Origin of the sequence: Pseudomonas japonica (assembly GCF_900188455.1) — a bacterium.
GTDB lineage: Bacteria > Pseudomonadota > Gammaproteobacteria > Pseudomonadales > Pseudomonadaceae > Aquipseudomonas > Aquipseudomonas japonica.
Window position 1 is genome coordinate 16,905 of record NZ_FZOL01000037.1, and the last position, 24,368, is coordinate 41,272.

At 66.0% G+C, this 24,368-nt stretch carries 17 protein-coding genes; 5 read left to right on the forward strand and 12 right to left on the reverse strand.

Features of this window, described 5'->3' with window-relative positions; all coding sequences use genetic code 11:
* Window positions 1-56: 56 nt before the first annotated feature.
* The 10 genes from CHB99_RS28115 to CHB99_RS28160 all read right to left on the reverse strand — a co-directional run bounded on the left by CHB99_RS28115 (window position 57) and on the right by CHB99_RS28160 (window position 12,123).
* Complete coding sequence (locus tag CHB99_RS28115) at window positions 57-1,436, reverse strand: aspartate aminotransferase family protein (protein WP_042129230.1); 1,380 nt, start codon at window positions 1,434-1,436, stop codon at window positions 57-59.
* 96 nt (window positions 1,437-1,532) lie between these two features.
* Window positions 1,533-2,786, reverse strand: a complete 1,254-nt coding sequence (locus CHB99_RS28120; RefSeq protein WP_042129232.1) for a diaminobutyrate--2-oxoglutarate transaminase — start codon at window positions 2,784-2,786, stop codon at window positions 1,533-1,535.
* A gap of 71 nt (window positions 2,787-2,857) precedes the next feature.
* Window positions 2,858-4,282, reverse strand: a complete 1,425-nt coding sequence (locus CHB99_RS28125) for a gamma-aminobutyraldehyde dehydrogenase (protein WP_042129234.1) — start codon at window positions 4,280-4,282, stop codon at window positions 2,858-2,860.
* Window positions 4,283-4,394: 112 nt separating this feature from the next.
* The gene (locus CHB99_RS28130; protein ID WP_042129236.1) at window positions 4,395-5,729 is read right to left on the reverse strand and encodes an APC family permease; all 1,335 of its coding nucleotides are present in this window, start codon (window positions 5,727-5,729) and stop codon (window positions 4,395-4,397) included.
* 12 nt (window positions 5,730-5,741) lie between these two features.
* Entirely contained in the window at window positions 5,742-6,899 is a 1,158-nt protein-coding gene (locus CHB99_RS28135; RefSeq protein ID WP_042129238.1) for an iron-containing alcohol dehydrogenase, read from the reverse strand.
* An 86-nt stretch (window positions 6,900-6,985) separates the two neighbouring features.
* Entirely contained in the window at window positions 6,986-8,644 is a 1,659-nt protein-coding gene (locus tag CHB99_RS28140) for an AMP-binding protein (protein WP_042129240.1), read from the reverse strand.
* Between the two features lie 84 nt (window positions 8,645-8,728).
* A complete protein-coding gene (locus CHB99_RS28145) occupies window positions 8,729-9,496 on the reverse strand; it encodes an SDR family NAD(P)-dependent oxidoreductase (RefSeq protein ID WP_042129242.1) in 768 nt (255 codons plus the stop codon).
* A complete protein-coding gene (locus CHB99_RS28150) occupies window positions 9,496-10,668 on the reverse strand; it encodes an acyl-CoA dehydrogenase family protein (protein WP_042129244.1) in 1,173 nt (390 codons plus the stop codon). The genes CHB99_RS28145 and CHB99_RS28150 overlap by 1 nt, the downstream gene beginning before the upstream one ends.
* 43 nt (window positions 10,669-10,711) lie before the next feature.
* Window positions 10,712-11,068, reverse strand: coding sequence for a DUF6285 domain-containing protein (locus CHB99_RS28155; protein WP_042129246.1), 357 nt, complete (start codon window positions 11,066-11,068; stop codon window positions 10,712-10,714).
* Window positions 11,065-12,123, reverse strand: coding sequence for a phosphotransferase family protein (locus tag CHB99_RS28160; RefSeq protein ID WP_042129248.1), 1,059 nt, complete (start codon window positions 12,121-12,123; stop codon window positions 11,065-11,067). Before CHB99_RS28160 ends, CHB99_RS28155 begins: the two co-directional genes overlap by 4 nt.
* 201 nt (window positions 12,124-12,324) lie before the next feature.
* On the opposite strand from CHB99_RS28160, the gene prpR reads away from it, so the two are divergent.
* The 3 genes from prpR to CHB99_RS28175 all read left to right on the forward strand — a co-directional run bounded on the left by prpR (window position 12,325) and on the right by CHB99_RS28175 (window position 16,546).
* Complete coding sequence (gene prpR / locus CHB99_RS28165) at window positions 12,325-14,277, forward strand: propionate catabolism operon regulatory protein PrpR (RefSeq protein ID WP_042129250.1); 1,953 nt, start codon at window positions 12,325-12,327, stop codon at window positions 14,275-14,277.
* A gap of 114 nt (window positions 14,278-14,391) precedes the next feature.
* Window positions 14,392-15,501: a carbon-nitrogen hydrolase family protein gene (locus CHB99_RS28170; RefSeq protein WP_042129252.1), complete on the forward strand. Its 1,110-nt coding sequence runs from the start codon at window positions 14,392-14,394 to the stop codon at window positions 15,499-15,501.
* Between the two features lie 4 nt (window positions 15,502-15,505).
* Window positions 15,506-16,546, forward strand: coding sequence for an AraC family transcriptional regulator (locus CHB99_RS28175; protein WP_042129254.1), 1,041 nt, complete (start codon window positions 15,506-15,508; stop codon window positions 16,544-16,546).
* A 710-nt stretch (window positions 16,547-17,256) separates the two neighbouring features.
* Here CHB99_RS28175 and CHB99_RS28180 read toward each other — a convergent pair.
* On the reverse strand, window positions 17,257-18,186 hold the full coding sequence (locus tag CHB99_RS28180; RefSeq protein ID WP_042130647.1) for a DUF2242 domain-containing protein: 930 nt from the start codon (window positions 18,184-18,186) through the stop codon (window positions 17,257-17,259).
* A 246-nt stretch (window positions 18,187-18,432) separates the two neighbouring features.
* On the opposite strand from CHB99_RS28180, the gene CHB99_RS28185 reads away from it, so the two are divergent.
* Complete coding sequence (locus tag CHB99_RS28185; protein ID WP_042130646.1) at window positions 18,433-20,097, forward strand: cyclic peptide export ABC transporter; 1,665 nt, start codon at window positions 18,433-18,435, stop codon at window positions 20,095-20,097.
* A 754-nt stretch (window positions 20,098-20,851) separates the two neighbouring features.
* Window positions 20,852-23,296 carry a TonB-dependent siderophore receptor gene (locus CHB99_RS28190; protein WP_042130644.1) on the forward strand — a complete coding sequence of 815 codons (2,445 nt, stop codon included), beginning with the start codon at window positions 20,852-20,854 and terminating at the stop codon, window positions 23,294-23,296.
* A 310-nt stretch (window positions 23,297-23,606) separates the two neighbouring features.
* Here CHB99_RS28190 and CHB99_RS28195 read toward each other — a convergent pair whose 3' ends face one another.
* Window positions 23,607-23,846: a hypothetical protein gene (locus CHB99_RS28195; RefSeq protein WP_042130642.1), complete on the reverse strand. Its 240-nt coding sequence runs from the start codon at window positions 23,844-23,846 to the stop codon at window positions 23,607-23,609.
* Between the last annotated feature and the right edge of the window lie 522 nt (window positions 23,847-24,368).

Below are 24,368 nucleotides of genomic sequence, written 5' to 3' on the forward strand. Positions count from 1 at the left end.
CTTCTGATCCGCGCCCCCGGCCGTCGCATCCTTGCGACCGGCCGGCCGTTCGCGGACTAGGCCAGTTTCTGCAGATGAGCCCAGTGGGTGGCATCGCTCAAGGTCTTCTCGAACGCCGTGAAGATGGCATCGATGTCCTCTTCCGTGGAGATCAGCGGCGGGCAGAAGGCGATGGTGTCGTAGATGGCGCGGATGATCAGGCCATGCTTGTGCGCCTGCCTGAAGATGAAGCTACCCAGCGCCCCCGGCTGCGCGAACGGTCGCTTGCTGGCCTTGTCCGCCACCAGCTCGATCCCGCCCACCAGCCCGACACCACGAACATCGCCCACCAGCGGATGGTCGGCGAAGGCCCGCAGCCGGCTCTGGAAGATCGGCGCAAGACGCTGCACATGGCCGAGCAGATCGCGCTCCTCGATGATGCGGATGTTCTCCAGCGCGACCGCGGTGGCGACCGGATGACCGGTGGCGGTCAAGCCATGGGCGAACGAACCGAGGCGCTCGCTCTGGCTGATCAGCACGTCATGGATCGCATCGGACACCACCAGTGCCGCCAGTGGCTGATAGGACGAGGTGAGCTGCTTGGACAGCACCAGGACATCGGGCTGGATGTCGTACAGCTCGGAGCCGAACAGGGTGCCGAGACGACCGAAGCCGGTGACGATTTCGTCGATCACCAGCAGGATGTCGTAGCGTCGGCACACCGCCTGGATCGCCGCCCAGTAGCCTTTGGGCGGCGGCAGCACGCCACCCGCGGCGATCAGCGGCTCGCCGATGAACGCGGCGATGGTCTCCGCGCCTTCGGCCAGGATGTAGCGTTCCAGCTCGTTGGCCAGGCGCGCGGAAAAGTCTTCCTCGGTTTCGCCAGGCTCGGCGAACCGGTAGTAGTTCGGGCACGTCAGGTGATGCACCGGGATCGCCGGCAGATCGAAATCGCGATGGATCCCCGGGATCCCGGTCAGGCTCGCGGAAGCCAGCGTGGCGCCGTGATAGGCCTGCTGCCGGGAGATGAATTTCTTCTTCGCCGGTTTGCCCCGTGCGTTGTTCATGTACCAGACGATCTTCACCACCGAGTCGTTGGCCTCGGAGCCGGAGTTGGTGAAGAACACATGGTTGAGGTCACCGGGCGCCAGCTCGGCCAGCTTGGCGGCGAGCGCGGCGGCGGGGGCGTTGGTCTTGTGGCTGAAGCTGTGGTAGTACGGCAACTGCCTGAACTGCTCGACGGCGGCATCCACCAGTCGCTGTTCGCTGAAGCCCAATGCCACGCTCCACAGGCCCGACATGGCCTCGATGTAGGCATTGCCCTGGTCGTCGATGACCCGCACGCCCTCTCCCCCGGTGATCACCACCGGCCCCGTCTCACGGTGCTGGGCCAGGTTGGTGAAGGGATGGATGAGTGACGACAGATCGTTCTGAACGATGGATTGCGGAGTGCTCATTGGCGGGTTTTCCTGCTGCGGAGGGTTGTCGACTGAACGGCACGACGCCCCTGCGGCGATGTCTGGCAGACATCGCCGCAGGGGCGTCCGAAGGGTTTACTGGCTCAGCGCGGCCGCGATCGACTCGCCGAACAGTTTCAGACCCAGCTCCAGCTGGTCGGTAGGGATGTTCACCGGCGGCATCAGCTTGATCACTTCGCCGTTCGGACCACAGCGGTCGACCAGCACGCCGGCCTGCAGCACGCGCTGCTGGGCATCCTTGGCGTAGGCGACCCGGCCACGGCCGAAGTCGATGCCGGCGACCATGCCGCGGGCACGCGCGGAGGCGACACCCGGGATCTGCGCGAAACCGGCGACCGCCTCTTCCATCACCGCGACGTTTTTCGCCAGCAGCTTGAGGAAGCTCTCGTCACGCCAGTAGCCGAGCGCGATCTGCGCCGTCAGGAAGGCCAGCTGGTTGCCGCGGAAGGTGCCGATGTGCTCGCCAGGCTGCCACACGTCCAGCGCCGAGCGGATCAACACAATGGCCATCGGCAGGCCGAAGCCGCCGATCGATTTCGCGCAGGTCACCAGGTCCGGCTGGATGCCGGAGCGCTCGAAGCCGAAGAAGTCCCCGGTACGGCCACAGCCGGCCTGGATTTCGTCGCAGATGAGAATCACGCCGTTATCGCGGGTCCACTTGCGCAGGCGCTGCAGCCACTCGTCGGACGCGGCGTACACACCCGCCTGGATCTGCACCGACTCGACGATCACCGCCGCCGGCAATTCCCAGCCGCTGCCCTGGTCGTTGGCCATGCGCTCGAGGAAGCCGATGCTGTCGAATTCACCGTGCGGGCTGTCTTCGTAAGGCACGAAGGTCACGTCGGAGGACAGGCCGGCACCACGGCGGGTACGGTTGCCGGTGATGGCCAGGGCCCCGGCGGTCATGCCGTGGTAAGCGCCATAGAACGACACGATGCGGGTCCGCCCGGTGGCCTTGCGCGCCAGCTTCAGCGCGGCTTCGACCGCATCGGCGCCGGTCGGGCCGGTGAACTGCACCTTGTAGTCCCAGCCACGCGGATCGAACAGGTCACGCTTGATCGATTCGAGAAAGCTGCGCTTGGTGCTGGTATGCAGGTCGAGACCATGGGTCACGCCGTTCGCCGAAAGGTACTCGATCAGGGCGTCGCGCATGCGCGGATCGTTGTGGCCGTAGTTCAGCGCCCCGGCGCCGGCGAAGAAGTCCAGGTACTCGCGGCCGTCCTCGGCGTGGACCTTGCTGCCCAGCGCGGTATCGAATACCAGCGGCAGGTCGCGGCAGTACATCCGCACGTTGGATTCGAGCTTTTCGAACGTCTCGATGTTGTTCATGCATAACCTCTTTTCAGTGTTTGAACAGGCCCGCAACCTTGCTTGCGGGCCTTGTCGCGGTGTCGTTGCGATCAGTGCTTGAACATCACGTGGCGCACTACGGTGTAGTCTTCCAGGCCGTAGGTGGACAGGTCCTTGCCGTAGCCGGACAGCTTCACGCCGCCATGCGGCATCTCGCTGACCAGCATGAAGTGAGTATTGATCCAGGTGCAGCCGTACTGCAGGCGAGCGGCCAGGCGGTGGGCGCGGCCGACATCGGCGGTCCACAGCGACGACGCCAGGCCGTAGTCGGACTCGTTGGCCCAGGCCAGCACCTGCGCTTCGTCTTCGAATTCCGACACCGTCACCACCGGGCCGAAGATCTCGCGCCGCACCACTTCGTCGGCCTGGGTCGTGCCGGCGAGAACGGTAGGCTCGAAGAAGAACCCGTCACCCTCGGCGCGCTTGCCGCCGGTGACCACCTCGATGTGCGGAACCTCCAGCGCACGCTTGACGAAGCCCTCGACACGCTCCAGGTGCTCGCGGGTGATCAGCGGGCCCATCTCGGTCGCTGGGTCATCCTGCAGGCCGGTCTTGATGCTGGCCACGGCTTCGCCGAACTTGCGCACGAACTGCGCATACACGCCCTTCTGCACATAGATGCGGCAGGCCGCGGTGCAGTCCTGGCCGGCGTTGTAGAAACCGAAGGCGCGGATGCCCTCGACGGCGGCATCGATGTCGGCGTCGTCGAAGATCAGCACCGGCGCCTTGCCGCCCAGTTCCATGTGCATGCGCTTCACGCTGTCGGCCGTGCCTTCGATGATGCGGCTGCCGGTGGCAACGGAGCCGGTCAGGGAGACCATGCGCACCTGCGGATGGCTGGTCAGTGGTTCACCCACCGAGGCACCGCGCCCGTGCACGATGTTGACCACGCCCGCGGGGAAAATCCCGGCGAGCAGTTGCGCCAGCTTGAAGGTGGTCAGCGGCGTGTGTTCCGACGGCTTCAGCACCACGGTGTTGCCCGCCGCCAGGGCCGGGCCGAGCTTCCACGCCGCCATCAGCAGCGGGTAGTTCCACGGCGCGATGGAGGCGACCACGCCCACCGCATCGCGGCGGATCATCGAGGTGTGCCCGGGGATGTACTCACCCGCCGCCGAGCCCTGCAGGCAACGCACCGCGCCGGCGAAGAAGCGGAACACGTCGGCGACGGCTGGCAGTTCGTCCTGCAGCACGGCGGTGAACGGCTTGCCGCAGTTGTCCGACTCCAGGCGGGCGAACGTCTCGGCATGGGCGTCGATGCTGTCGGCCAGCTTGAGCAGGAGGGTCGCACGGTCTTTCGGCGGGGTCTGCGACCAGCCGTCGAACGCCGCGTTCGCGCTCGCCACCGCGGCGTCGACCTGGGCGCGACTCGCCTCGCGGGTCTGCACCAGAACACTGCCCAGGGAAGGGTTGTACACCGCCAGGTGGTCGCCTTCGCCGGCCACCAGGGCGCCATTGATCAGAAGCTGGGTCTGCATATCGATTCTCGCGATTGGAAGGCAAGCCCGCGGGCTTGCCGGATGATGGTTGTCGAAGCGTTCGATTGAAAAAACGTCGCCAGGCCAGGCGCCCGCGCACCCGGCCAGCGATTCACGGGATCAGCGGCTCAGGCACGGGACTGCGGAAGAAGCTGGTCCGGCAGGCCAGGTAAACCAGGCCCAGGCCCAGCCAGGTGCAGCCCATGATCAGGGCGTCCTGGTCCAGGCTGATCAGCATCCAGCCGGCCGTGACCAGACCGATGAGCGGAAACAGCACGCCGCGAAACACACCGGCCCCGTCCCTGGCCTGCGCATCGAAGGTCAGGCGCAGCGCACAGAGGTTGACCGCGGTGAAGGCAAGGAAGGCGCCGAAGTTCACCAGCGAGGTCGCGGTGGCGATCGACATGCCGAAGCCGACGGTGCCGAAGGCGCCGCTGAGCAGGATGTTGAACACCGGCGTCTTGAAGCGCGCGCTCAGCGAACCGAAGAGCCTGCGTGGCAGCTGGTTGTCCCGACCGAGGGCATACAGCAGCCGCCCCACGCTGGCCTGGAACGACATGCCCGCGGCGAAGTGGGCGACGATGATGCCGGCCAGCACCACAGCGAAGAACAGGTCCCCACCGATGATCCGGGCGATCTCGAAGGCCGCGCCATCGATGTTGGCGAACTCCATCGACGGATGGACCAGGTGCATGAAGTACGACGAACCGACGTACACCGTGCCGCCGGTCAGGGCCACCAGCAGCATGGCCCGCGGAATGGTCCGCGTCGGGTCACGGGTTTCCTCGCTCAGCGTCGACAGCGCGTCGAAGCCGAGGAAGGAATACGCGGCGATCGCGGCACCGGCCATGGTGGTCGAGAACGGCACGTCCTGCTTGAAGAACGGTTCCACCGAGAGCAGTCCGCCAGGGCCGTTGGCAGCACTGACGTAGTGCCAGCAGAGCCCGATGAACATGACGATGATGGCCAGCTGGACCAGCATCAGCGTCACGTTGAAGCGGTTCGCCACCTGGATGCCGAGGACGTTCAGCAGCGTGCTGGAGACGATGAAGCCGGTGATCCAGACCCACTGCGGCACCTCCGGAAACGCCATGGCGAGGTAGCTGGCGCCGAGCAACCAGATCAGCATCGGGATGAAGAAATAGTCGAGCAGCGCCGCCCAGCCGACCATGAACCCGAGATTCGGGTTGAGCATCTTGCGGGTGTAGAAGTAAGCCGAACCCGCGACCGGAAATACCTTGACCAGACGACCGTAGCTCAATGCCGTGAAGATCACCCCGATCGCCGCCATGGCGTAGGACATCGCCGTGGTGTTCTGGCTTGCCTGCGAGATGACCCCGTAGGTACCGAAGACGATCAATGGAGCAAGGAATGCCAGGCCGAAGAGCAGAACCGAAAACGGGCCCAGGGTACGCTTCAACGAAACGCCGGGAGTTGCTTCGCTCATGATCGTCTCCCCTCAACCCACGAAGTCGTAGGCAGCGGCGATGATGCCGCGATAGGTCTCCACAGTCATTTCCTTGGCATTGTTCGGGTCGGAGAAGTTCTTCTTGGACTTCTCGGCGATGGCCTGGAAGTCCTCGACACGAACGCCCTTGACCCCGGAGAAACGCGGGATGCCCAGGTCCTTGCTCATCTGGAACAGGTAATCGACGGCAGCCTCGGCGGCGGCGACAGGCGAGAGGTTCGGATCGATGCCGAGCGCGTAAGCGACCTGGGCATGGCGGGTGATGTCGGCATCGCGGTTGTGGCCGAAGATGAACGGCAGGAAGATCGCGTTGCCCACGCCGTGCGGGGTGTCGTACATGCCGCCGATGGCCTCGGAGATGCAGTGCACGCTGCCCACGTCGGCGTTGCCGAAGGCCATGCCGGCGATCAGGCTGGCGATGAGCATCTGCTCGCGGGCTTCGAGGTTGTCCGCTTCCTGCACGGCGGGCTTGAGGTAGCGGCTGATCAGGCGGATGGCATGCAGGGCCAGGCCGTCGCTGATCGGGTTCGCCACGCGACAGGTGTAGGCCTCGATGGCGTGGGTCAGGGCATCCATGCCGGTCGCGGCGGCGATCGGCGCGGGCAGCGTCGCGGTGATGTGCGAGTCGAGCAGGGCCAGCACCGGGCCGATGCGATAGTCGAGGACGTTCATCTTGAAGTGGCGGGCGGTATCGGTGATCACCGCGAAGCACGTCACCTCGCTGCCGGTACCCGCGGTGGTGGGGATCGCCACGATCGGCGGCAACGCATTGGTGAGGGTGAAGGAACCCTCGTAGTCTTCGATGCGGCCCTCGTGGGCCAGCAGGATACTGATGGCCTTGGCCGCATCCATCGCGCTGCCGCCGCCCACGGCCAGCAGGCCATCGATACCCTTGCCACGGTAGACCTGCGCCGCCTGGTTGATGTCGTCGCTGCGAGGGTTGGCCTTCACATCGGCGATTTCCTCGAAGGTGATGCCCGAGGCGTCCAGGCTGGTGTACACGCTGTTCAGCAGACCGGCCGCCTTGACCCCGGCGTCGGTGACGATGAGCACATGCTTGAGGCCGAGTTCACGCAGATGTTCGCCGGTGCGCTCGCGCAGACCAGGTTCCATCACGATCTTGGTGGGGAGTACGAAGCGGAATTCCATACATACCTCTTGCCCTTCGGGCGCAGTTATTGTCGTTTTCAAAGGTTCGCTGGAACAGCACCAGCGCCAGGCCATCAGCAGGTCGATCAGTGTTGCTCTTCGGTCGTCGCGGCCTCCTCTGCCCGGGCCCATTCACGCAGGACGAATTTCTGGATCTTGCCGGTGGCGGTCTTGGGAAGCGCCGCCAGCGACACGTAGCGCGGGGCCTTGAAGCCGGCCATGTGCTGGCGGCACCAGCGAATCAGGTCGTCGCCACTGACATTGGCCAGGGCGTCGTCACGCAGGGTGACGAAGGCATGCGGGGTTTCTCCCCAGCGCGAATCGGGGCGCGCCACCACCGCGGCTTCGATCACCGCGGGATGCAGGTAGAGCGCCTCCTCGATTTCCAGCGAACTGATGTTCTCGCCGCCGGAAATGATGATGTCCTTGGCCCGGTCCTTGATTTCCACGTAGCCATCGGGGTGCAGCACGGCCAGGTCGCCGGTGTGCAGCCAGCCGTTGGCCAGCGCGCTGCGGGTGGCTTCCGGGTTGTCCAGGTAGCCCTTCATCACCGTGTTGCCACGCACCACCAGCTCACCCAGGGTGGCGCCGTCGGCGGGCACCGGACGCCCCGTCTCGCTGTCGAGCACCGTGGCCTCTTCGAGCATCGGGTGGGCCACGCCCTGGCGGCTCATGAAGCGGGCGCGCTCCTCCAGCGGCAGCTCGTCGATACCCGGTTGCCACAGGCACAGCGTGCTCGGGCCGTAGCTTTCGGTCATGCCGTAGGCGTGGGTGATGCTGAAACCGCGCGCCTCCATCGCCGCGATCACCGCGCTGGGCGGTGCCGCGCCGCCGGTGATCAGCGACACCGGCTCGCTCCTGGCCGCGCCCTGGGCGGGTTCGGCGTGGATCAGCATGGACATGACCACCGGCGCCGCGCTCATGTGCGTCACGCCGTGCGCGGCGATGGCGGCATGGATGGCCGGGGCCAGGACCTTGCGCAGGCACACGTGGGTGCCGCCGGACAGGGTCACTGCCCAGGTGTGGCTCCAGCCGTTGCAGTGGAACATCGGCAGGGTCCACAGGTAGACGCTGCGCGGCCCGAACTGGAAGGCCAGGGCACCCGCGCAGGCGTTGAGGTAAGCGCCGCGGTGATGCAGGACCACGCCCTTGGGATCGCCGGTGGTGCCGGAGGTGTAGTTGATGGCGATCGACTGCCATTCGTTCTGCGGCGCGCTCAGCGGCCGGCCCGGGTCGCCCTGGGTGAGGAAGGTCTCGTAGTCGAGGTCCGAGACCAGGTCGACGGCATCGGCCTGGGTATCGTCGATGCCCACCAGCAGCGGCGGCGAGTCGAGCAGCGCCAGCGCCTCGCGGACCACCGGGCCGAACTCGCGGTCGCAGAGCAGCACCTTGGCCGAGCTATGGCGCAGGATGAAGGCGATGCTGCGCGCCTCCAGGCGGATATTGATGCACACCAGCACCGCGCCCGCGCCCGGCACACCGTAGTGCGCTTCGAGCATCTCGGGGATGTTCGGCGCCAGGATCGCGACCCGCTCACCCGGCTGCACGCCGACCCGCTCCAGGGCGCTGGCCAGGGCACGGCTGCGCTGGTGCAACTGCTGGTAGCTGTAGCGCCGCTCGCCGTAGATCACCGCATCGCGCTGCGGATAGACCCGGGCCGCGCGCTTGAGGAACGACAGCGGCGACAGCGGCACATGGTTGGCTTCGTTGGGAGCGAGCTCATGTTCGAAGTTCGGAGTCATCATGAAAGGCACCTCATCGGCACGTTATCCAGGCGGTTCAAGTCCATTGCTGATTCCCGTTTCTTATTGTCCTGGCGCCGGGGCGCATCACAGGCTGCTGCACAGATGGCCGCCATCGACCACGATCTCGCTGCCGGTCATGGCCCGGCCGGCATCGCTGGCGAGCAGCAGCAAGGCACCATCGAGGTCGGCCGGCTGGCTGAAGGCGCGGCTGGGAATGCGCGAGCGCAGCTTCTCGCCGGCCTCGCTGACCAGGAACGCCTCGTTCAGGTCGGTCATCACGTAGCCGGGCGCCAGGGCGTTGACCCGGATGCCATGGCGCGCCAGTTCCAGGGCCATGGCCCGGGTCAGGTGGGCCAGGCCGGCCTTGGCCGCGAGATAGGGCGCGACGGCGCCGGCCACGCGACTGGCGAGGATCGAGGTGACGTTGATGACACTGCCGCCCTGCCCCGCCGCGATCATCCGCCGGGCACTTTCCTGGGCCACGGTCCAGGCGCCCTTGAGGTTGGTGTCGAACACCCGGTCCCAGCTCTGCTCGTCGCAGGCCAGCAGGGGCTGGCTGTCGCTCACCCCGGCGTTGTTGACCACGACATCCAGGCGGCCGGCGGCATCGAGCACACGGCAGACATCGTCACGCGAGGTCACATCGAGGGCGAAGGCACGGGCGCGACCACCGGCCCGCTCGATGTCCTCGACCAGGCTTTGCAGGGGCGCCAGGCGCCGGGCGCTGACCACCACCTCGGCGCCCGCGGCGGCCAGGGTCATGGCGAAGTGGCGACCCAGGCCACTGGAGGCCCCGGTGACCAGTGCGCGGCGCCCGTCGAGGGCGAACAGTCGGGCAATCGTCGGCTGCATCAGTGGGCTCCCAGGCGCTGGTCGAGGAGTTTCTTCGCCAGGCTCATGCGGTGGACTTCGCTCGGGCCGTCGTAGATGCGGAACGGACGAATGTCACGGAAGATCCGCTCGACCACGGTGTCGCCGGTCACCCCGCGGCCGCCGAGCACCTGCATGCAGCGATCGACCACCCGCCACAGCGCCTCGGAGCTGATCACCTTGGCCATGCTCGAATCGACGTTGCCGCGCTGGCCCTGATCCAGAACCCAGGCGCAGTGCCAGACCGCCAGGCGCACCACATGCAGGTCCATCATGTTGTCGGCCAGCATGAAGCCGACGCCCTGGTGCTCGCCCAGCGGCTTGCCGAAGGCGTCGCGGCGGCGCGCGTAGTCGCAGGCGATATCGTGGGCGCGGCGCGCGGCACCGAGCCAGCGCATGCAATGGGTCAGGCGCGCCGGCGCCAGGCGCACCTGGGCATAGCGGAAGCCCTTGCCGACTTCGCCCAGCACATCGCTCGCCGGCACCCGCAGGTTGTCGAAGCGCAGCTCGCCGTGACCACCGGTGAAGCAGCTGTCCAGCGAGTCCAGCTGACGCTCGTGGATGATGCCGTCACGCTTCATGTCGCTGAGGAACATGGTCGCCGTGCCGTCCTCCATGCGCGCCATGATGATGGCGAAGTCGGCGCCGTCGGCTCCGGTGATCAGCCACTTGTGGCCATTGATCAGGTAGTCGTCGCCATCGCGGGTGGCAGTGGTGCGCAGCATCGACGGGTCGGAGCCCGAGCCCGGTGCCGGTTCGGTCATGGCGAAGCAGGAACGGGTGCGGCCCTGGACCAGTGGACGCAGCCAGCGATCCTTCTGCGCCTCGGTCGCCACCACATCCATCAGGTGGATGTTGCCTTCGTCCGGGGCATGGATGTTCAGCGCCACCGGGCCCAGGGGCGAATAGCCGGCCTCTTCGAACACGATCGCCTTGGCCACATGGCTCAGTTCCAGGCCGCCCATTTCACGGCTGGCGTGGGGGGTCAGCAGGCCCGCTTCGCGGGCGCGGGCCACCAGGTCCTGACGCAGCGCGTCGCTGGGGCCGTGGGAGTCCTGGCGTGGGTCGTTCTCGAACGGGATGACCTGTTCGGCAATGAAATCGCGAGTCTTCGCCTGCAAGGCAAGCAGCTCGTCCGGCAGCGTAAAGTTCATATCTATCCTTCTCGTTCTTGTCGGTCCGGTTACGGACGCTTGTTCAGGGCATCGCCTTGGGATTGCTGATCGCCAGTTGGGCAACGGTCACCTGGCGCAGGGCCTCGACCAGGGTGCCGCGCCCTTGCACCGCGTCATGGCGACCGGCGCGGATGTCCCGGACAAGTTGCCGGCGGGCCTCCTGCAGCGAGGCGCCGGTGACGTCGGTGAGGATTGCCAGCCGGGACAGCTCGTAACTGCTGGAGCGCTCCTGCAGACGGCTTTCGCGGGCAGCGATGGCCATGGCGTTGGCGATCATCAGGGTCGGGTAGCGCAGGTCCGCGGACAGCGCCGGGAGCACCTGTTCGAGCAGGGTCTGGCGGGCGATCTCGAGGAGTTCGCAGGCATTCGGCTGGGTCATGGCGCGTCTCCGCCCGTCATGTCGAGGATGTCGAGTTCGAGTTCCGGCAGCAGGCGCGCGGTCAGTGCCAGTTCGAGGGAGGGTTCTTCGCCGGACAGGTGACGCTGGCCCTGCTGCAGGGCGATCACCGCCCAGCGCAGCGTCGCCATGACCTGCCAGTAATGCAGTTCGCTGCGCTCGATGCGCAGCGCGGAAACCTGCTGGTAGCCCGCGAGGAAGTCTTCCAGCAGACCGATGCCACCGGCTTCCAGGTCCGGGCGGGTAAAGCGCCAGCAGCGCGCGGTGAACCAGCCGAGGTCCTCGCGCGGGTCGCCCCAGCCGGTGAACTCCCAGTCGAGGACCGCTTCCAGGCCCTGCTCGCTGGCCAGGTAGTTGCCCGAACGGTAGTCGCGGTGCAGCAACGCCACGTCATGGCTGCTCGGCGCATGCAGCTCGCACCAGCGCAGGCCCCATTCCAGTGCCGGATAGGCATCGTCGAGGGTGTCGAGGTAACGCCGATAGGCATTGATGGTCGCCAGGGCCGGCGAGCCCTCCGCCACCGGCAGGAAGTCCAGCGCGGCCTGTGGTGGGCGAACCTGGTGCAGGCGCGCCAGGTTGCCGCCGAGCTGCGCCGCCAGTTGCGCGCGCCCCTTGGCGCCGGCACCGGCACTGAGCACCCGGCCGGCGGCGACACCCGAGACGTATTCCATCAGGAAGAACACCCGGCCGTTGACGCTCGCATCGCGGCACAGCCACAACGGACGCGGCACTTTCACCCCGGCCTGGTGGACCACCTGCAACACCGCGAACTCCTGCTCGCGGCCAAGGCTGGCCGGCAGCGAGGACAGCGCGTCGCTGCGCAGCACCCAGCGCCGCGCACCGGCCCAGGGACCGCCCTCGATCAGCAGGTCGAGCAGCCAGTTTTCCTGGATGGCGCCGCCGCTCAGGCGTTTGCGGGCCTCGATGACCACCCGCGTTGCCGCGGCGTGCTCGCGGATGAAGTCGATCAGGCGCTGATCGTTGGCCACGGCCGCGACGGCGTCGCTGGCCTGGGGCACTGCGGAAGAAATGCTCATGGATCGATAAGCCCAGACTTCGATTTGTGATTGGCCCGACACCCAGAGCAAGGCGTGGGCCAACTCCGCTGAAATCGGCTGCAGACCAGTCAGCACAAGGCCTAGAGGCATTTCAGAAGGGCTTCAGACAGGCACCTGCATTTCACAATCGCAAGGAAATCCTGCAACATCGAAACATTGCAAATTTGAAAAGGTCTCGCCATGCACTCCCCCACCGCCCAGGTCGTCGTGCTGATCAGCCACCTGCAGCGCCCCCGGCAGCGCAGCCGGCTCGCCCATATGGTGAGCGGGCTCATGGCGGACTACCCCGACACCCATATCGAGGTGCTCGACACCTCGGTCACCGAAGCCCTGCAGACCGCGCGCGAGCTGGAACAACTGGGTGCCGTCGACGTGTTCATCTGCGCCGGCGCCACCGGCGCCTACCTGCGCAAGCACCTGACCCGCCCGGTCCTGACGATGCACATCGGCGAGGGCGACCTGCTGCGTGCCCTGGGCCAGGCCCGGGAGCACTCCTCGCACGTCGCCCTGCTCAGCTACAACCGCATCAACCACGATCTGCAGGCGATGAGCGCGCTGTTCACCGTGCAGGTCCACCAGGCCGCCTACACCACCCTGGAAGAGGCGCGCCAGGCGGTCGAGCAGGCCGCCCGGCTGGGCTGTCGCAGCCTCATCGGTTCCTCGACGGTGGTCGAGCTGGCGGAGCAGGAAGGGCTGTACGGCGTGCTGTCGCTGAGCGAGGACACGGTGCGCAAGGCCCTGGACGAGGCCCTTGGCATCCTCGACAGCCAACGTATCGAAGTGGCCAAGCGGCGCCACCTGAATGCCGTGCTGCAGCACATTCCCACCGGCGTGGCGGCGATCGACACCCAGGGCCTGGTGCAGTCGCTCAACCCGGCGCTGGCGCAACTGCTGGACATGCCGCTCAACGCGGCGCTGGGCCGGCCGCTCCAGCAACTGTGCCCGGAACTCGACCCGCAGCAGGCCCTGCGCGATGGCGGCGGCGAGGAAAACCGGGTGATCCGCCTTGGCTCCCATGCCGTGGTCAGCAACCTGCTGCCGACCCTGGAGAACGGCGAGCGCACCGGCCTGGTCCTGACCTGCCAGGACATCACCGCGGTGCAGCGGGCCGACCAGCGCATCCGCTCCATGCGCCGGCCCGGTGCGTTCACCGCGCGCTACCAGCTCGAACAACTGGTAGGCGACAGCCGCGCCAACCGCGAAATGCTGCAACTGGCCAAGCGTTTCGCCGCCAGCCATTCGACCATCCTCATCACCGGCGAAAGCGGCACCGGCAAGGAGCTGCTGGCCCAGGGCATCCACAACGAGAGTGCGCGGCGCCAGGGGCCCTTCGTCGCCATCAACTGCGCGGCGTTCCCCGAGTCGCTGCTGGAGAGCGAACTGTTCGGCTACGAGGAAGGCGCCTTCAGCGGTTCGCGCAAAGGCGGCAAGCCCGGCCTGTTCGAAACGGCGCACCGCGGCACGCTGTTTCTCGACGAGATCGGCGACATGCCGGTGTCGCTGCAGACCCGCCTGCTGCGTGTGCTGCAGGAACGCGAAGTGCTGCGCCTGGGCGGCACCGAGCCGATCGCCATCGACGTGCGGATCATCGCCGCCACCCACCAGGACCTGCGCAGCGCCCTGGAAGAAGGCGAGTTCCGCAACGACCTGTACTACCGGCTGAACATCCTGCGCCTGCGCACCACGCCGTTGCGCGAGCGGCCCGAGGACATCGCCTCGATCGCCCGCGGCATCGGCCAGCGCCTGCTGGTCCAGGGCCAGCCGCCGCGTGCCGCCGAGATCCCCGGCGCCCTGCTGCCCTACCTGACGCGCTATGCCTGGCCGGGCAATGTCCGCGAGCTGGAAAACGTCATCGAACGGGCAATGCTCTCGGCCCGCGAACTGCTCAACGAGCACGGCCTGGACGAACACTACCTGGCGCGCGTGCTGCCCGAGCTGTGCGAAGACCGGCCAGCGGCGCCCGCGCGGAAAAAAACGCCGCGGGAAACCGACCTGCACAGCATCGGCAAGGCCGCGCAGCTGCGCCACGTCCAGGAGACCCTGGACAGTTGCCAGGGCAATCTCGACGAAGCCGCGCGGCGCCTGGGCATCAGCCGCACCACCTTGTGGCGACGCCTGCGCGCCGAGTCCTGAGAACGACTGGCGACATGGCCCGGGGTGGCTTTCGCCGAGCTTTGGTATGATTCGAAACATTCGATTTTGCCCTGATGCCCTCAGGGCCATTGCTTTCCGGTGAAAAGCGAATCCATGCGCAAACTGCTTTCCGGCGCCCTGGCGCTTGTCCTGCTCGCCACCCTGGGTGGCTACCTGCTCTGGGCCGACCAGCGTCCCGAGGGCCATTACCTGTCCGACCTGCGCGTCGAACTGGTCCTCGACCAGGGCCTGCCCAGCGGCCAGGGCAACCTGCTGGGCATCGAGCCACTGCTCTACCCCGGCGACTACCAGAACCTCACCCGCCTGCACCGCAAGCTCGCCGCCTACCTGGAACAGGCGCGGGTCAAGGGCCTGGTCAACGAGCGCACGGTGGTGATCCTCCCCGAGCACATCGGTACCTGGCTGTGGACCCGTGGCGAAAAGCGCGAGATGTACCAGGTCACCCGCCTGCGCGAGGCGTACCAGTGGCTGGAGCTGAGCAACCCGCTGCGCTATGGCCTGGCGATGCTCAATGCCGAGGGCGACGACCGCCGCTCGGACGCCCACCTGCGCATGAAGGCCGGGCAGATGGCCGCCGACTACCAGAAACTGTTCGGCGACCTGGCCAGGGAGTTCGGCGTGACCCTGGTGGCCGGCTCGATCGTCCTGCCCGAGCCCTACCTCGACCATGGCGTACTGCGCACCGGCTCCGGCGCCCTGTACAACAGCAGCCTGGTGTTCGCCAGCACGGGCGCGGTGCTGGGCGAAGTGCAGCGCCAGCAGTACCCGGACAGCAACGTCCGGCGCTTCATCGAAGCCGGCACCGCGCACCCGCCGCAGGTGGTGGAAACCCCGGCCGGGCGCCTTGGCGTACTGCTCGGCAGCGACGGTTGGTATCCCGCAAGCTACCAGGGTCTGGCCAGCCAGGACGCGCAGATCATCGCCAACCCGGCCTTCGTCGGCAGTTGGCACGGGCCATGGCGCGGCAACCGGCACCAGCCGCGGGCGGCGGACCTGCTGCTGCAGCCCGGCGAAATGAGCGAGGAACAGGCCTGGTATCGCCTCAGCGAAAGCACCGTGCCCGCCGGCGTTGCCAGCATGAGCGTGTTCCTGCGCGGACAGTTCTGGGAAATACGCGGCGAAGGCCTGGGCTTCGCCAACCTCAACGGCCTGTACCATGCCAGCGCCAGCCGTGGCGCGCGGCTGCTCAACCTGTGGCTGTAGGCGCATGAGCCGGCCACGGGTGCGCCTGGGTGATCTCTCGGTCGGTTTCATCCAGAGCCTGGAAATGGCCCTGGACGAGCTCGGCCAGGACCCCGCGCCGCTGCTGCAGCGCTACGGCCTGACCCCGCAGCGCCTCGCCGAACCGGGCGCCCGCCTGTCGATCCCGCGCTACATGCACCTGGGCCACGCGGCCATCGAACAATGCCGCGAACCGGCGCTGGGCCTGCGCATGGGCCGCCTGAGCCGCCTCGGCCAGGCCGGCCTGGCGGGCGTCAGCGCGGCCCAGGCGCCGACCCTCGGCGAGGCCGCGCGCACCCTGCTGCGCTTCGAGCCGCTGTACGCCGCCAACTACCGTGGGCAATCCAGCTTCGAGGAAGACAGCCAGGGCGCCTGGCTGCGGTTCTATTCCATCAGCCCGTACAACGCCTACAACCGCTTCGTCGTGGATTCGCTGCTCTCGGGCTGGCTGGCGCAGCTGGCGGACCTGGTCGGCCAGCCGGTGCAGGCCGAGCGCATCGAGATCGAATTCGACAGCCCGGCCTATGCCGAGCGCTATCAGCCGTTGAGCGTGACCCCAGTGCAGTTCGGCGCGCCGACCAACCGCCTGCGCCTGAGCCGCGCCACCCTCGACCTGCGCAACCCGGCGCACTGCCCGAGTACCTGGCGGCACCTGCTGCAGCTGTGCGAGCAGGAACTGCTCGAACGCACCCGGGTTCGCAGCCTGGGCGAGCGCATCGTCCATCTGCTCGGGCCGCTGCTCAATGGTGGACGCGAGCCGGACCTGGAAGAAGTGGCGCGGCGCCTGCAACTGCCGACCTGGACCTTGCGGCGCAAGCTCGCCGAGGAAGGCACCCAGTTCCGCGCGATTCTCAACGACACGCGGCGGGATCTGGCGATGAGTTATATCCGCGATACCGAGCTGGCGTTCGGCGAGATCGCCTATCTGCTGGGGTTTGCCTCGGCGGAGGCGTTCCAGCGTGCGTTCAAGCGCTGGAGCGGGGTGACGCCGGGGGAGTTTCGGCGTAGTCAGCGGCGGGTGGGGTAGAGGGGGATTGGGGTGTGGGGATTGGGGTGCCTGTCGTGAGGGTTGTGGCGCTCTTGAGATCGAGCGCCGCCCGCGCGGCGCTTCGCGAGCAAGCTCGCTCCCACAGTCTGTTGCAACGTACCTATGTCAGTCAGGCCATGGTTGACCGCCTCGTTAGTACGACGCGACATCAAGTGATCCAAATGGCCTCTCTGCTGACACCAGCCATGCACCAAGGCTGACAACCCTAATCCCACAGGCCATGGCGCGTTGCAACAGACTGTGGGAGCGAGCTTGCTCGCGAAGCGCCGTGCGGACGGCGCTCGATCTTGAGGGCGCTAGAAGGGTGTCGTCATGCACAGCGATGCGCCGCGCGGGCGGCGCTCGATCTCAAGGGCGCTGCAACACTCAAGACAGACACCTGGCAGCCTTGACGCAACCCCCGCCAATCCCCCAATAAAAAAGGGCCAGTGCAATCACTGGCCCTTCTACTTCAAAACCTGCCGAGCGCCACTCACAGCTCGGTCGCATCGTCCGCCGGCTCTGGCACATCCAGCTCCGCGGCGTGGAATTCGAGAAGTTCTTCTTGATAATCGTCCATCGTCTGCTCCGTGTTTTCGTTCTGTTCGTGTCTGATTCCTGACTCACCCTAAAGTGCACCGGTGAAGGAAAAATGACAACAACGTGTAGGAAAATAAACGTAGCAGGTGTAACAGGATTTATCCCGCGGGCTAGAGCGCCGACGCCGGTGCAGCGTCGCTCGGCGCAGGCGGTGCGTCCACGGCCGGTACGCTGGTGACCGGGGCGACCGGCTCGGTCACCGCCGGGGTGGTCGTCTCGGGTGCAGTCGGTGCCACCGCTTCGGCGCTGATCGGCGCGGCCTCGGCCGGCGGCGCGAGCGGTTGCGAACCCTGGCTGTCGTCCACCACCGGCGCCGCCTGGGTTTCCGCCACCGGAGCAGCTACAGGTACGGGCGCAGGTGCAGGCGCGGCTTCGACCACCGTCGGGGCGACCGCTTCAGGCTGTGGCGCAACCAGGGCAGCCGGCGCGGCACTGGCGCTTTCCGGCACCCCCAGCTCGGCGGCGGGCTTCGCCGGCGCGGCGGCTTCGGGCGCGGCGGCCTTGTTCTTCGGCTCCGGCGGCAGGAAGCTCTCCACCAGGGCGAAGTAGCGCTCGTAGAACTTGGCCGAGGTCACGGTCTCGCTGGCCACCTTGACCATGGAGTCGTCGGTGGAGCCGATCGGCATCGACACCGAACCCAGCACGCCCACCCCCAGGCTCGCCGAGGTGTTGGACTTCTTCAGCGCGTAGCGATCCTGCAGGGCGTTGGCAAATACCGTGGAACGCTTGCTGCCACCCATGTCGTCGGCGCAGACGATGTTGAAGGTGATCTGCAGATGGCTTTCGCCGGTCTGCTGGAAGCTCTTGTTGCCGTTGACCTGGCCCTTGTCGGCCGAGGTGATGATGTAGCCCTGGCTCAGCAGCGCGCGGCGCGCGGCTTCGCAGGAGCCGGACTCGCTGACCGGAAAGCTGCGGGAGAAGGTGCCGGAATCATCGAAGTTCTCGTGTTCGTAGATGGCTGCCTTCTTCGAGGAACAGCCGGCGACACCCGTCAGCACAAGGGCCAGCCCGAGTGCAACGCGGACGGTGGACTTTGACATTGCAGATCCTGGAAGGGAAAAACGATCGGCGCCTATTGTGCAACACCTGGCCGGGCACTGAAACCGCCTGGCGCAGAATCAGCGACGGAATTCATCCCGCCGACGCACGGCACCCGGCCAGGCGCGGCGCGCCCGCGCTAAATTTCCGTCCGGCGGGATCGTCCTCTCCCTGACGGCAAAACCCCCTTTGTCCGCACTGCGAACGGCAACCCTGAACGAGGCGGCCATGACCCGAGAGACGACAGCATGACCCTCAACACCGAAAGCCTGGCCCGGGAAACCCTGCGCATCCTCAAGCCCTACTGGTGGCTGGTGGCGCTCTCCACGGCGCTGGGGATCGTCAGCGGCCTGAGCGTGACCGGCCTGCTGGCCACCATCAACAACGCCATGGCCCAGCCCGAGGGACCGGGCGTCGAAACCGCGCTGCTGTTCGCCGGGCTGTGCGTCCTCACCCTCGCCTGCTCCACCGTCTCCAGCCTGATGAGCAACAAGGTCGGCCAGCGCGTGGTCACCAACCTGCGCCGCGAACTGGCGGCGAAGATCCTCGTCGCACCCATCGAGCAGCTCGAACGCTACCGCTCGCACCGGCTGATCCCGGTACTGCTCAACGACGTCACCACCCTGAGCAACTTCGCCCTGTCGGTGGCGCCGATGGTCATCGCCTTCACCGTGACCCTCGGCTGCCTCAGCTACCTGGCCTTCCTGTCCTGGCAGATCCTGGTCCTGACCGTGCTCACCGTGGTCATCGGCAGTGGCGCGCAGTTCCTCGCGCACCGGCTCGGCATGCGCAGCATCCTCGACGCCCGCGACGGCGAGGACGAACTGCAGAAGCACTACCAGGCGATGTCCGCCGGCGCCAAGGAACTGCGCATCCAGCGCAAGCGCCGCCAGCACCTGCTCGACGAGCAGATCTTCGCCACCACCGAACGCATCTGCACCTCGAACATCCGCGCGGCGAACATCTTCGTCAGCGCCGAGACCTTCGGCTCGATGCTGTTCTTCGCCGTGATCGGCATCGCCATCGCCTTCCAGGCCCTGTGGCCGAGCAGCGACAAGACCGTGCTCGGCGGCTTCGTCCTGGTCATGCTGTACATGAAGGGCCCGCTGGAGCGCCTGGTGACCTCGCTGCCGATCATCTCGCGGGCGAAGATCGCCTTGGGCCGCATCGCCGAACTGTCGTGGAAGTTCTCCTCGCCGGAACCGCACCTGCTGGTCAAGGACCGTCCTTCGAGCCTCGGCAGCATGCACACCCTGGAACTGCGCCAGGCACGCTACGACTACCCGCGGGTGGAAGGCGTCGAGTCGTTCCACCTCGGCCCGATCGATCTGCGCATCAAGCAGGGCGACATCGTCTTCATCGTCGGCGAGAACGGTGGCGGCAAGACCACCCTGATCAAGCTGCTGCTGGGCCTGTACACCCCGCAACAGGGCGAGATCCTGTTCAACGGCGAGGTGCTTGCGCCCGAGCAACTGGACGACTACCGCCAGCTGTTCACCACCATCTTCGCCGACTACTACCTGTTCGACGATCCGTTGCCCGGCGACGCGCCGCTGGCGGCGGACGCCGGCAAGTACCTGGAGCGCCTGGACATCGCGCACAAGGTCAGCATCCGCGACGGCGCCTTCACCACCACCGACCTGTCCACCGGCCAGCGCAAGCGCCTGGCGCTGATCAACGCCTGGCTCGACGAGCGCCAGCTGCTGGTCTTCGACGAGTGGGCCGCCGACCAGGACCCGGCCTTCCGCCGGGTGTTCTACACCGAACTGCTGCCGGAGCTGAAGCAGCAGGGCAAGACCATCATCGTGATCTCCCACGACGACCGCTATTTCCCAGTCGCTGATCAGTTGGTGCGCATGGAGGGGGGGCGTATCAGTGTCGAGCAGGTGGGTTCGGAGCAGGCGATTGCCTGAGGTGGGGGGCGGCGGGGGGCGCATCGCGAGCGCATGACGACAGCCTTCCAGCGCCCTCAAGATCGAGCGCCGTCCGCACGGCGCTTCGCGACGGTTCGGCGCTCCGACAAGCTCGCTCCCACAGTTTGCTGCAACGAACCTATGTCTGATAGGCCATGGTTGTCCGCCTTGTTTGTACGACGCGATATCAAGTCGGGCCCAACAGCCTCCCCGCAATAATTCGCCAAGCACCAAGGGCTGACAACCCAAATCCCACAGGCCATGGCGCGTTGCAACAGACTGTGGGAGCGAGCTCGCTCGCGAAGCGCCGTGCGGACGGCGCTCGATCTGAAGGGCGCTACAAGAACATCGTCATGCACAGCGATGCGCCGCGCGGGCGGCGCTCGATCTTCAGGGCGCTGCAAGGCTCAAGACAGGCACCTGGCGGCCTACATGCAATTCCCCGACAAGCCTTCAACGATCTGTAGACCCCTATCCCAGCGCCAACCCACAGGCGCCATAAAAACGACGAAAACCCCAACAAATCCGGGCCTTTCGCCGATTCCCGCAAAAAACAGTGAAATGTGAAAAATTGGTTAAATAACTTCAATTCCCATTCGTACAGCTAGAGACGAATGACCGCCACGTCCGGTTTTTCGCCAGAGGTTCCCGGGGAGATTCCGGCCGGCCGCGAGGCCCGCCGACTGCATTGGGCGCAGCCTGCAACGGGAACGCTTCATCCACTGTCGATACCTACTAGAAGAGTTTTCCGCCAATGCACACCCCTTCCCGTCTCAATCCGCTCAGCAAGGCCCTGCTGATGCGTCATGCGCTGCGCAAACCGGTGTTCGCCGCCATGGGCCTGGCCTGCATGCTGCCGCTGGCGGCCCAGGTCCAGGCTCAGGAAATCGAGTTCAACATTCCGGCGCAGTCCCTGGCCAGCGCCCTGAATGAGTGGGGCCGGCAGAGCAACCTGCAACTGTTGTTCAGCCCGGAAGACGTGCAAGGCAAGACCAGCACCGCGGTGCGTGGCAAATACTCCCCGGCCCAGGCCGCCGGCCAGCTGCTCAAGGGCACCGGCATCGGCTACAGCCTGCAGGGCGACACCCTGACCCTGAGCATGAGCGGCCCGGCCTCGGCGGTGAACCTGAGCCCGACCACCATCGGCGCGCAGCAACTGGGCACCACCACCGACGGCACCCACTCCTACGCCACCAACGCGGTGACCATCGGCAAGTCCACCCAGACCCTGCGCGAGACCCCGCAGTCGGTGACGGTGATGACCCGCCAGCTGCTGGACGACAAGAACCTCAACAGCCTCGACAAGGTCATGGCCAAGACCCCCGGCATCACCTTCGGCCAGCGCAACTTCGGCGCCCACGTGTTCCAGTCGCGCGGCTTCGTGCTCGGCGAGGAAAGCTACCTGATGGACGGCGTGCCGGGCCAGGCCTACACCGTGACCGGCTGGCTGCCGCCGGACATGGCGGTGTATGACCGCGTCGAAGTGCTGCGCGGCGCCACCGGCCTGCTGGTGGGCGCGGGCAACCCGGGCGGCGCGGTCAACCTGGTGCGCAAGCGCCCGACCGCCGAGCCTCGATTTTCCGTCACCGCCCGTGCCGGCAGCTGGGACAACTACCGCATGGACCTGGACGGCAGCGGCAAGCTGAACGACGCCGGCACCGTGCGCGGGCGCTTCGTCGCCGCCTATGAAGACCGCAACTCCTACCTGGACCTGTACGAGTCGCGTACCCCGCTGCTGTACGGCATCGTCGAGGCCGACCTCAGCGAAGACACCACCTTCACCACCAGCTTTCGTCACCAGACCGGCGACGTAAACGGCTATTCGATCTTCGGTCTGCCCCGCTACAGCAACGGCCAGTCCCTCGGCCTGTCGCGTTCCACCGCCCTGGTGCAGGACTGGAACAGCCACGAAACGAAGATGGACGAAGTCTTCGCCGAGGTCGCCCACCGCTTCAACGACAACTGGACCAGCACCACCTCCTTCACCCATTCCGAAGGTCAGGTCGATCAGGCCCTGGCCTATGCGCGCGGCGCCATCAACCCGGTGACCAACACCGGCTCGACCTTTCGCGGCATCGAATTCCGCAAGGTCGACATCGACAGCAATGGCGTCGACAGCCACGTCGAGGGCAGCTTCGACGCGTTCGGCCTGACCCACCAACTGACCGTGGGCGCGAACTGGTCGAAACAGAAGATCAACGACAAATCGGCGGATATCTTCCTCGACCCGCGGGTCCCGGTGAATGTGTTCGACCCCGACCACCACTCCATCGCCAAGCCGCTGCGTCCCGACTGGACCTCGGTCAACAACCTGACCGACGAGCGCTACGGCCTGTACGCCAACACCCGCCTGAAACTCGCCGAGCCGCTGACCCTGGTGCTGGGTGCGCGGGTCAGCTGGTACAACTACGACTTCGAGTACAAGCTCGACGACGCGCCGGACTACAACGCCAAGGAATCCGGCCAGGTGACGCCCTTCGCCGGCCTGATCTACGACTTCAGCCAGAACTGGTCGTGGTACGCCAGCTACGCCGACATCTTCATGCCGCAGAGCAGCTACGTCAGCTACGGCGGTTCGCCGCTGAAACCGGCGATCGGCACCAACTATGAAACCGGGATCAAGGGCGAGCTGTTCGACAAGCAGATGAACGTGTCCATGGCACTGTTCTACATCAAGCAGAAAGACGCCTTCTACGAAGACCCGGATCCGGATCACAGCTGCCCGCAGAACATGAACGACGTCTGCTACCTCAGCGGTGTGGTGCAGCGCAGCAAGGGTGTCGACCTGGAAGCCAGCGGCGAAGTGCTGCCGGGCCTGCAGGTGATGGCCGGCTACACCTACAACATGACCTACAGCAGCGGCGCCGAGCGTCTGTCCAGCGAAACGCCGAAGCACCTGGCGAAGATCTCCACCAGCTACACCCTGCCGGGTGCCTGGAACCGCGTGACCGTCGGTGCTGGCGTACAAGCGCAGTCCGGTTACGAGAACGAGACCTGGGACGGCTTCAAGTACGGCGCTGCCGGCCGTGCCATCTGGGATGCGCGGGTGGCCTACAAGCTGGACGAGCACTGGACCGTCAGCCTGGTCGGGGAAAACCTCGCCGACCGCAAGTACTACTCCTCGGCGGACGGCACCGACCGGGTGAACCTGTACGGCGAGCCACGCAACTACATGCTGACCCTGCGCGGGGATTTCTGATCCTCGGGTGATGCAGACAGAAGCCCCCGGCCGTGAGGTCGGGGGCTTTTTTTTGGGCGGTTCACCCGCTACACAACTCTGTCGCCATGGTCTGTTCGATCAAAACATCGGAGGGGAAGGCTTGTCATGTGTATGACAAAGCCCCGTAGGAGCTGGCTTGCCTGCGAAAGGACCGCGCAGCGGTCCCAGATAGCAGTGAGGTCTGGGACCGCTACGCGGTCCTTTCGCAGGCAAGCCAGCTCCTACAGATGCATGAAGAAATCAACCAGCTACGAATTGCTCACAAGACAAGCCGGCTCAAGGCATCACTTCACACCGGCACGCTCACCGTCGACCGCGACAACGCCACCGTCAGCAACGCCTTGCAGATCCTCATGTCCAGCAGCGCATCACTGAGCATTCGCTGATGCTTCACGCTGGTATGGGCGGGCAGATAGGACGTGAGGGCAATGGCCTTCTTCAGATGATCCTCGGCACGGCGGATCGCGTCTTCATGGGACAGACCGGGACCGACGCAGAGGACGGGTGGATCGGGGACCAACTTCTTCATGACTAGCTCCTATTCCGGATTGGGGCTGCCACGAACTCGCTGTCAAACGATGGGTGGCAGCTGTGCGCGGGTTGACAGACCAGGGGAATAGAAGAAAACCTGGCGCACCCGAAGGTGCCCACACGCACAGCCGCCATAGCGACAGCCAGCGCTTCAATTCCCAGCGGCCTGTCAAAGCCGATCGTTGAATTTGCAACGACCGGCGAAGACTAGGCAGCGATGCCCGGGAGCGCAACAGCTGGCAAAGGCGAAGAAGTATGCTTGGGAAATTGCCTACAAGAAAGTCGGAGATCGGTGAATTTTCCGAGCCTTATGCGACATTTTGTGCCTGATTTTCCTTCCTGAAAGATGTCCAGTCTTGGACGACTGCTCGGCTGGCCGAGAACCTACAAGGCATTCAGCCCTTTCTAATGAAAATTCCGAAGCGCTGCTGAGATTTCCTATAGATCGCGGGGAAATGCCCTGCTGACTGCATTCACCTTCACATCAATGATTCCGCCCCTCACACGACGATGGAGGGGT

Excerpts from the sequence above, each read along its gene's own strand:
- CHB99_RS28135 (WP_042129238.1), bottom strand. The coding sequence starts at position 6,899 with ATGGAATTCCGCTTCGTACTCCCCACCAAGATCGTGATGGAACCTGGT.
- CHB99_RS28115 (WP_042129230.1), bottom strand. The coding sequence starts at position 1,436 with ATGAGCACTCCGCAATCCATCGTTCAGAACGATCTGTCGTCACTCATC.
- CHB99_RS28155 (WP_042129246.1), bottom strand. The coding sequence starts at position 11,068 with ATGACCCAGCCGAATGCCTGCGAACTCCTCGAGATCGCCCGCCAGACC.
- CHB99_RS28160 (WP_042129248.1), bottom strand. The coding sequence starts at position 12,123 with ATGAGCATTTCTTCCGCAGTGCCCCAGGCCAGCGACGCCGTCGCGGCC.
- CHB99_RS28125 (WP_042129234.1), bottom strand. The coding sequence starts at position 4,282 with ATGCAGACCCAGCTTCTGATCAATGGCGCCCTGGTGGCCGGCGAAGGC.
- CHB99_RS28180 (WP_042130647.1), bottom strand. The coding sequence starts at position 18,186 with ATGTCAAAGTCCACCGTCCGCGTTGCACTCGGGCTGGCCCTTGTGCTG.
- CHB99_RS28150 (WP_042129244.1), bottom strand. The coding sequence starts at position 10,668 with ATGAACTTTACGCTGCCGGACGAGCTGCTTGCCTTGCAGGCGAAGACT.
- CHB99_RS28170 (WP_042129252.1), top strand. The coding sequence starts at position 14,392 with ATGCGCAAACTGCTTTCCGGCGCCCTGGCGCTTGTCCTGCTCGCCACC.
- CHB99_RS28185 (WP_042130646.1), top strand. The coding sequence starts at position 18,433 with ATGACCCTCAACACCGAAAGCCTGGCCCGGGAAACCCTGCGCATCCTC.
- prpR (WP_042129250.1), top strand. The coding sequence starts at position 12,325 with ATGCACTCCCCCACCGCCCAGGTCGTCGTGCTGATCAGCCACCTGCAG.
- CHB99_RS28140 (WP_042129240.1), bottom strand. The coding sequence starts at position 8,644 with ATGATGACTCCGAACTTCGAACATGAGCTCGCTCCCAACGAAGCCAAC.
- CHB99_RS28195 (WP_042130642.1), bottom strand. The coding sequence starts at position 23,846 with ATGAAGAAGTTGGTCCCCGATCCACCCGTCCTCTGCGTCGGTCCCGGT.
- CHB99_RS28120 (WP_042129232.1), bottom strand. The coding sequence starts at position 2,786 with ATGAACAACATCGAGACGTTCGAAAAGCTCGAATCCAACGTGCGGATG.
- CHB99_RS28175 (WP_042129254.1), top strand. The coding sequence starts at position 15,506 with ATGAGCCGGCCACGGGTGCGCCTGGGTGATCTCTCGGTCGGTTTCATC.
- CHB99_RS28130 (WP_042129236.1), bottom strand. The coding sequence starts at position 5,729 with ATGAGCGAAGCAACTCCCGGCGTTTCGTTGAAGCGTACCCTGGGCCCG.
- CHB99_RS28145 (WP_042129242.1), bottom strand. The coding sequence starts at position 9,496 with ATGCAGCCGACGATTGCCCGACTGTTCGCCCTCGACGGGCGCCGCGCA.
- CHB99_RS28190 (WP_042130644.1), top strand. The coding sequence starts at position 20,852 with ATGCACACCCCTTCCCGTCTCAATCCGCTCAGCAAGGCCCTGCTGATG.